Consider the following 6,884-nt stretch of genomic DNA (forward strand, 5'->3'; position numbering starts at 1 on the left):
CAGCGGTCTCATCTCTTTTCAACGTTCACCACCTCTTCATATAAATTGTATGTATCAGCCTAAAAAAGTGTGTTGGGCAAACACTTTGAATCCAAGGTCTTTGGTATTTATTCGATAAAAAACAACGTCCCAAGACTAAGGACGTTGCTTACTTAATTCTTAGAGAATTCCATTTTTCTTCGCTTCAAACAATAATTCTTCACGGAACGATGGGTGTGCGATATCAATCAGTGCTTTTGCACGATCCGATAAAGACTTTCCGTAAAGACGAGCAATTCCGTACTCCGTTACAATATTGTCAACATCATTTTTCGATGTCGTCACGACCGAACCGGGTGTCAGTTGTTGCCGAATGCGTGAAATGGTATCATTCTTCACCGTCGAATGCATACAAACATACCCTTTCCCGTGTTTTGCAAAACGTACACCACGAGCAAAATCAGCTTGTCCACCCGTTGATGAATAATAACGTCCCCCAATCGTTTCAGAAGCGCATTGCCCATAGAAATCGACTTCTGTCGTGGCATTGATGGACACAATTCGTTCTTCTTTTGCAATTTCCATTGGGTTATTCACATAACTTACAGGCAAAAACTCAATGGATGGATTTTTGTGAATGAAATCATACAACCGCTGCGTTCCAAATGCAAACGTCGTAACAATCTTCCCTTTATGAGTGAATTTCTCAGTGCCGCTAACCGCTCCAGATGCAACGAGATCGACAATGCCATCCGTCAGCATTTCCGTATGTATACCAAGATGACGATGACCCTTCAACATGCCCATAACCGCATTCGGGATGGCTCCAATCCCAATTTGAAGTGTATCACCATTTTTAATATCATTGGTAATGAACTCAGCAATTTTGATATCTTTTTCGCCAACTAAAGGCGCCTTCTCTTCCGTTAAATAGGCATCCTGTTCAATAAAACCTGCAATTTGGCTACTATGGATTTGATTCTCACCAAACGTATGCGGCATATGCTTATTCACTTCTAAAACGAACGGCATATGGCCGATAAATTCGGAAACATAATCCGCCTGTGTCCCAAGTGAAAAGTAACCATGTTCATCCATTGGGGAGGCAACCGTCATGACCATTGACATATTCGTCGTCGACTTCAGCATACGCGGAACTTCATGGAATACATTTGGAACAAGCTCTACTTGTCCTGCCTGGTACGCTTTCCGTGTGGCTCCACTTAAAAAGTAGGAAACATGTGACAAATGGTTTTTCATTTCTCCTGTAATATAGCTACGTTCTCTTAGCGCTAACATCTGATGAATTTTCACGTTTTGTAATTTCAAATAATTCTCTTCCAAAATATCGAGCAGGCCATGTGGCTCCCCATTCGCAATCGGAACAATAATATCCGCCTCTTTGCCAATCAAACCGATGATTTCCTCTTTACTCAATTGCTTCGTCATGGTACTTTCCACTCCTAATAAGTCCGTAGATTCTCCTATTATATACGAAACTGAGCGACCGCTCAACTTGTGTGCGTTCTGGAAATAACGCTATACTAAGCATATGATGAGGTATGGGATGGCGACAAAGATCGGCTTCTTTTGGCGCAAAAGATATTCCAGGGCTTATGCAATGCGGATTCTGTCCGTTGAAATGAAGCGTTTGTTCACTCTTTCCTATACGCATTGAACCAGACTTTTAGTGAATAAATCGTTCCACTTGCAGCCCCGCCGTAAAAGAAGCCCATGAAGATACCAGCGGGTAAATTACCCGAATGGCTTATAAATATTGCTAACACAAGCCCAGCCGCTGTCGCAGCCGTTGAAAACCAACTTTCGGAAAGCTTAAAAAACATCCTTAGTAAAAAAACAATTATAAGAATGATTGGAACCGCCAAGAGAGCATCCCAGATATTTGTATGGATTACAGGTAATTCATTGTACATAAAATCAATCCTTTTAGATTAAAGAATGCCCTGTTTTCTCAGCTTCATGCATGTGAATTAAGGATTACAGTGTATACTGAACGTATAGATTTATCGTATTCTTAGGAAAGGAGAAGATTGCATGCAGCTTCAAAAAATAACCGATTTGAAAGAACAGACAAAGGAAATATAGAACCTTTTTCCGCATTAATCGTGTCGGAAGTAGAGCGAAGCTTATTGATGATGGATAAGGCTATTAAAGGCCATTTGTATAAATAAATGTGATTGGAAGAGACTTCTTATGATAATTACAGGTCATACAGTACGTGGCGCTGTTATCGATGATGAAACCCGTTGTACGCATTACCATTCTGAAATTGATCGGATTGCTATTAAGTTCTATTGCTGCGACATGTACTTTCCTTGTTATGAATGCCATGAAGAGAACGGATGCGACAATCCGAAAGTATGGCCAAAAGAAAAATTTGATGAAAAAGCCATTCTTTGCGGCACCTGTGGACATGAGTTAACTGTTTCGGAGTATTTGGATTGTAAATCGGAATGTCCTGCGTGTTCAGCTGCATTTAATCCGGGCTGTGGTTCGCATCGAAATTTGTATTTTGAATCGTAAAAAGGCGTATACCCAATCAACAGGTGTGCTTCTTCCGAATACACCACTACTATTGCTGAAATCGTGTCATTTTGGTATATTTACGTTAGAAATAAGATATATTAAAAAGACCGCCTGGTGCTGGTACACCAAAACGGTCTTCGATTGCAACAAAATAATATCGCTTCAAAGGCGATTAGCACGACGGAGTAAACCGCTCTAGGCTTAGTGGCTCAAAGGCGGTTTACTTTTTTCTGGAAATTTACATGACAATGCAATGACCTTTACAATTAGCATGGAGAATCCAATCATTATTACATTATCAATACTTTTTTTAAAAAAACATGATAATAAATACCACTCTTTCATTGTTAACATGTTTTTCTCTTCTATGAACAAACGCATTAGGAAATTGAATCACGCGCTCAATCAACTGAACATTTATGGTGATGTTATTGTACTGGAGGATAATGCTAAAGACGAAATCGGACAACTAACCAAACACTACAATTCAATGGCACAAAGAATTCAAAATCAGGCTACTGAAATTGCTCAATTTGAAAGTAGACGTAAGCAATTATTATCTAATCTTTCACATGATTTGCGTACGCCGTTAACAATGATTTTAGGGTATGCTGAAACGATTCGGAACGGTCTATACAAAGACAAAATGGAATTACAAGCAAGCGCGAAAATTATTTTGCAGCGCTCTCGATATATGGACAAGCTACTCGATCAATTACTCGACTTAACAAAAAAAAATGTCGAAACCCTTACACTTCATCTCGCCTCACACAACGTATCTGAGCAATTGAGAAAAATTGTAGCGGAATACTTACTATTCTTAGATGGACAAAATTATTCGGTCCCTGTTGATATCCCGGATACAGAGATTGAAGCTTTCATTGATGCGGAACTCATTGAACGTGTAATACGTAATTTGCTAGACAATGCGGTGCGTTACGGAAAAAGTGGCCATTATCTAGGAATAATTCTCGAGGAAACGCAACATGATATAAAGATTGGCATAAAAGATAAAGGAAAAGGAATCGAACTAGGGGAACAGGAAAAAATCTTCGAGCGATTTTACCGGGCAGATGGGAGTCGAAAAGGCGAAGGACTTGGAATCGGTCTTTCAATCGTCAAAGAAATTGTTGAATTGCATCATGGCAGCATAAATTTGACAAGCGTTCCCTATGAACAAACGATTTTTTTAATAACACTACCTAAAAACTAAATAGAAAAACGTGTACCTTTTTCAGAGCAATGTGTGCGCTTTTTGTATGGAAATGTACGAAAAGTGTACAAATTCGTGCAGGAAACGGACTGTTTTTTCCTACAATCAATTATTCAAGAAACGGATTTAGCCATTTTAATGCATCGTTTTTATTTCATTTAATCAACTTTTTCTTCAAATTTTATACGAAAGTTTTCCGCACAAGTAAAAATACACGACATTTTTTTAATATCAAGGCAAAAAATTCGTTGGAAAATCTGAAGCACGAAAAATTTCCTTAGCAAAAAAGTCGTTTGGCAGAAATGACATACGACTTAAAAATCAATAAGTGCCATTCCGAACGTTTTTTGAAGTACTAATTTGAAGCATTCGGATTGGCACCCTATTTATAAATATGTTGTATATCGATTCCGCTAAATGAGGAAAATTACGTTTAAAAGTATTGGCTCTAATTTTTTTTATGCAGTCGAAGAAAACTTACATACTTTGATTGATATACATTTCCAATCGACATGCAGCAAATAAAAAGCTGTATATCTGATTAAAAAATCTAAGATATACAGCCTTACTGTTACGTGGTTTACGTGTTATACAATACTATATCCCACGGGAAATTGCTAAAAAGTCTATTTTCAAACGGTTCTATTTATATTTATCCTGTTCTTCTTCAAACAGTACTAACCTTGAATCTACTGAGCTGGATTTTAGTTTAGTGTTCCTGAATTGGATTCTGTATATTCGGATTTGGTGTATTCGGATTTGGTGTATTCGGATTCGGTGTATTCGGATTTGGTGTATTCGGATTCGGTGTATTCGGATTTGGTGTATTCGGATTTGGTGTATTCGGATTTGGTGTATTCGGATTTGGTGTATTCGAATTTGGTGTATTCGGATTTGGTGTATTCGGATTTGGCTCTTCTGGCGCCGGTGCTGGTGCCGGCTCTTCTGGCACTGGCGTTGGTGAAGGGCTTGGGTCAGGAACAGTTGGTATCGGTGTGTAAGGAGGCTCTGTTACTTTCACCGGTATTGGAACTTCACCAGTATCATTTTTTAATTCGTTACCAAACAACGTCTTAAGCCCATTTACAACAATAACAGGTGTTTTTGTTGTATCTAGTTGGAAGCCAGTATGCAATTTAATAATGATGGTCTTTTTATCTTCTGATAACTCGAAACTGTCTAGATTTGAATCTAGTGGAACACCATTAATTGTAATTTTAGATAAATCGATAGAAGCTAAATCAACCTGTGTAGTCAATGTCAGTTCAAGCTTGTTCCCTGGCATGAACTCTGCTTCTGACACTTCAAGCGGTTGTGTTACTTCAATCATTTTTTTTGCTTCGAACGCGCCAGAAGCAAGCAGTACACTGCTTGCCTGCTGCCTGCCCTCAAAACTACCGCTCGCATCAGTTGCAAATAATTTCATCTCAAGTGCCAATCCAACATACCCCTTTGCCCAATCGGTAGCTTCCTCTTCCTTTCCTAATCCACGAATTAAAAAGGTCGCTAATTGTTTTACTGTTACATCATCAGCCGGGTTAAATGTTGTTGGAGTTATACCAGTCGTTATACCTACTTTCTTAAGTGCTTCGATATAAGGTAAAGCTGGATCATCTACTTTCACATCACTAAAAGAGGATTTTTTAAGAGATGAATCAACGTTTAAATTAAAAATAAGCGCAGCTACTTTCGCAAATTGTGCACGATTCATTCCCTCCTCTAGTCTAAATCCACTATCACCTTCAAAAATACCTGCACTAATTAATGCATCAAATTTCGCTTTTGTAGCAGCATCTAAATCCTTTAAATCGGTAACATCTGCACTCGTCTTTGCATCACTAACTACAACACCCATTAGTAATGTGGACGATAAAGCTAATGTCATTGTCAAAAACATTCTCAAAAATTTCTTACTATTCATTATAACTTATACCTCCTTCTTAGTATTTTCAGCTAGGAACTACCTTGCCTTCTTAACCTTATCAAATTTGCAAGAGAGTTTTCTTAACAAAATCTTAATATATGAATCAACTTCATATCTCTGAGCTTCTTCAAGACGACCAAATCTCTTTTAAAACTTTAACGTGTTTTGTATCTGTTAGATGAGAAACTTTTTGAATCGTTGAAGCGCTCAACATCAGTAGGAAACGTCGCCAATTAAATGTGGATTGATTTAAGCCAAAAGGAGTTTTAGGGACGCTTGTATGATGGTTTGATAAGCCACACAACGATTGTTTTCGCCCGTTATATAGTGCTATCGTGGCAGAATCGTTGTAATACGGACCAACGTACGTTAGGTGGCCTTTTTTATGAATTATGCGATGAAGTAAATGAACTTGATTGGGTTATTGCGTTACAGCAATTGATCGGGTTTCTTCAAGATGGCATAAAACTGACAAACAAAAAAATGAAAAAGTTGATAGAAAGTCAACTACAACAATGGATTGAGGGTTTGCCTAGTTATATCAAGGCTTATTTGCCCATTTCACTGTGCGAAAGTTGAGTAAGTAATAACTAATATATTCTACAAGCGTACATCATGGTGCACGAAAGCCATGATGTACGTAAATTAGAATATATGCAAAATGAGATAAAGTCGATGATGTCTACGATTGCCATATACCAAAACTACTCATGGTGTACCATGCACCATATATTAGGCAATTAAATGAATTTTTGTATTATAATAGTGAAATTCACTTAAAGGATTTATTAAGGACTGTATTTCTTTTATTATTTTCCCGTTCTTAACTTGCACGATTCCCACTGAACAAACACTTGAACGCAGGCTATTAGCCGTTTCGAAATCGATAGCGACAAAGTCCATCTTTACGCCACCTCATTTTGTTTGATTGACTCTCATTATCTCATAACAGAATACAAACAGGAGCTGTCTAAGTCATTTTTCCTGACTTTTGAGACAGCCCCCCTTAGAGTATTTAATTTTGCTGCATTACACGCTATTAATAAGCGACAAGTTTGCTACTGAGGGCTTTCAGAAAAAACAGGCTGATACATGTCTTTCGCTAAAGCGCCATCTATTGTACTACTTTTGTAACTGCATAATGCGTGATAAAAATGTAACAAACTGCGCTCTTGTCACTGGCTCATTCGGACGGAAATAGCCATTATCTCCAAGCGCAAT

7 protein-coding genes and 1 pseudogene are annotated in these 6,884 nt (G+C 38.1%); 3 read left to right on the forward strand and 5 right to left on the reverse strand.

The features are described from left to right. Nucleotides 1-159 precede the first annotated feature (159 nt). Together H4683_RS11945 and H4683_RS11950 are read right to left on the reverse strand one after the other, a co-directional pair. Nucleotides 160-1,428, reverse strand: a complete 1,269-nt coding sequence (locus H4683_RS11945) for an acetyl-CoA hydrolase/transferase family protein (RefSeq protein ID WP_192599064.1) — start codon at nucleotides 1,426-1,428, stop codon at nucleotides 160-162. Nucleotides 1,429-1,634: 206 nt separating this feature from the next. Next, entirely contained in the window at nucleotides 1,635-1,913 is a 279-nt protein-coding gene (locus H4683_RS11950) for a hypothetical protein (RefSeq protein ID WP_192599065.1), read from the reverse strand. A gap of 280 nt (nucleotides 1,914-2,193) precedes the next feature. Here H4683_RS11950 and H4683_RS11955 point away from each other — a divergent pair, with 280 nt between their 5' ends. Then, a complete protein-coding gene (locus tag H4683_RS11955) occupies nucleotides 2,194-2,523 on the forward strand; it encodes a CHY zinc finger protein (RefSeq protein ID WP_192599066.1) in 330 nt (109 codons plus the stop codon). A gap of 370 nt (nucleotides 2,524-2,893) precedes the next feature. Further along, a complete protein-coding gene (locus H4683_RS11960; protein ID WP_192599067.1) occupies nucleotides 2,894-3,739 on the forward strand; it encodes a HAMP domain-containing sensor histidine kinase in 846 nt (281 codons plus the stop codon). Between the two features lie 709 nt (nucleotides 3,740-4,448). On the opposite strand, the gene H4683_RS11965 is transcribed toward H4683_RS11960, so the two are convergent. Further along, the gene (locus tag H4683_RS11965; RefSeq protein ID WP_225942061.1) at nucleotides 4,449-5,660 is read right to left on the reverse strand and encodes an S-layer homology domain-containing protein; all 1,212 of its coding nucleotides are present in this window, start codon (nucleotides 5,658-5,660) and stop codon (nucleotides 4,449-4,451) included. Nucleotides 5,661-5,933: 273 nt separating this feature from the next. On the opposite strand from H4683_RS11965, the pseudogene H4683_RS11970 reads away from it, so the two are divergent. Then, nucleotides 5,934-6,242 (forward strand): annotated as a pseudogene (locus H4683_RS11970) (IS4 family transposase); the annotation flags it as partial. Between the two features lie 153 nt (nucleotides 6,243-6,395). On the opposite strand, the gene H4683_RS11975 reads toward H4683_RS11970, so the two are convergent. After that, nucleotides 6,396-6,566: a 3'-5' exonuclease family protein gene (locus H4683_RS11975; protein ID WP_192599068.1), complete on the reverse strand. Its 171-nt coding sequence runs from the start codon at nucleotides 6,564-6,566 to the stop codon at nucleotides 6,396-6,398. 219 nt (nucleotides 6,567-6,785) lie between these two features. Next, complete coding sequence (locus tag H4683_RS22395) at nucleotides 6,786-6,884, reverse strand: S-layer homology domain-containing protein (protein WP_420826559.1); 99 nt, start codon at nucleotides 6,882-6,884, stop codon at nucleotides 6,786-6,788.

Source organism: Sporosarcina limicola, from assembly GCF_014873855.1.
In the GTDB taxonomy this organism is placed as follows: domain Bacteria; phylum Bacillota; class Bacilli; order Bacillales_A; family Planococcaceae; genus Sporosarcina; species Sporosarcina limicola.

What these genes read in the sequence shown, in the direction of transcription:
- H4683_RS11975 (WP_192599068.1), bottom strand. Translation starts at nt 6,566, where the DNA reads ATGGACTTTGTCGCTATCGATTTCGAAACGGCTAATAGCCTGCGTTCA.
- H4683_RS11960 (WP_192599067.1), top strand. Translation starts at nt 2,894, where the DNA reads ATGAACAAACGCATTAGGAAATTGAATCACGCGCTCAATCAACTGAAC.
- H4683_RS11965 (WP_225942061.1), bottom strand. Translation starts at nt 5,660, where the DNA reads ATGAATAGTAAGAAATTTTTGAGAATGTTTTTGACAATGACATTAGCT.
- H4683_RS11945 (WP_192599064.1), bottom strand. Translation starts at nt 1,428, where the DNA reads ATGACGAAGCAATTGAGTAAAGAGGAAATCATCGGTTTGATTGGCAAA.
- H4683_RS11950 (WP_192599065.1), bottom strand. Translation starts at nt 1,913, where the DNA reads ATGTACAATGAATTACCTGTAATCCATACAAATATCTGGGATGCTCTC.
- H4683_RS11955 (WP_192599066.1), top strand. Translation starts at nt 2,194, where the DNA reads ATGATAATTACAGGTCATACAGTACGTGGCGCTGTTATCGATGATGAA.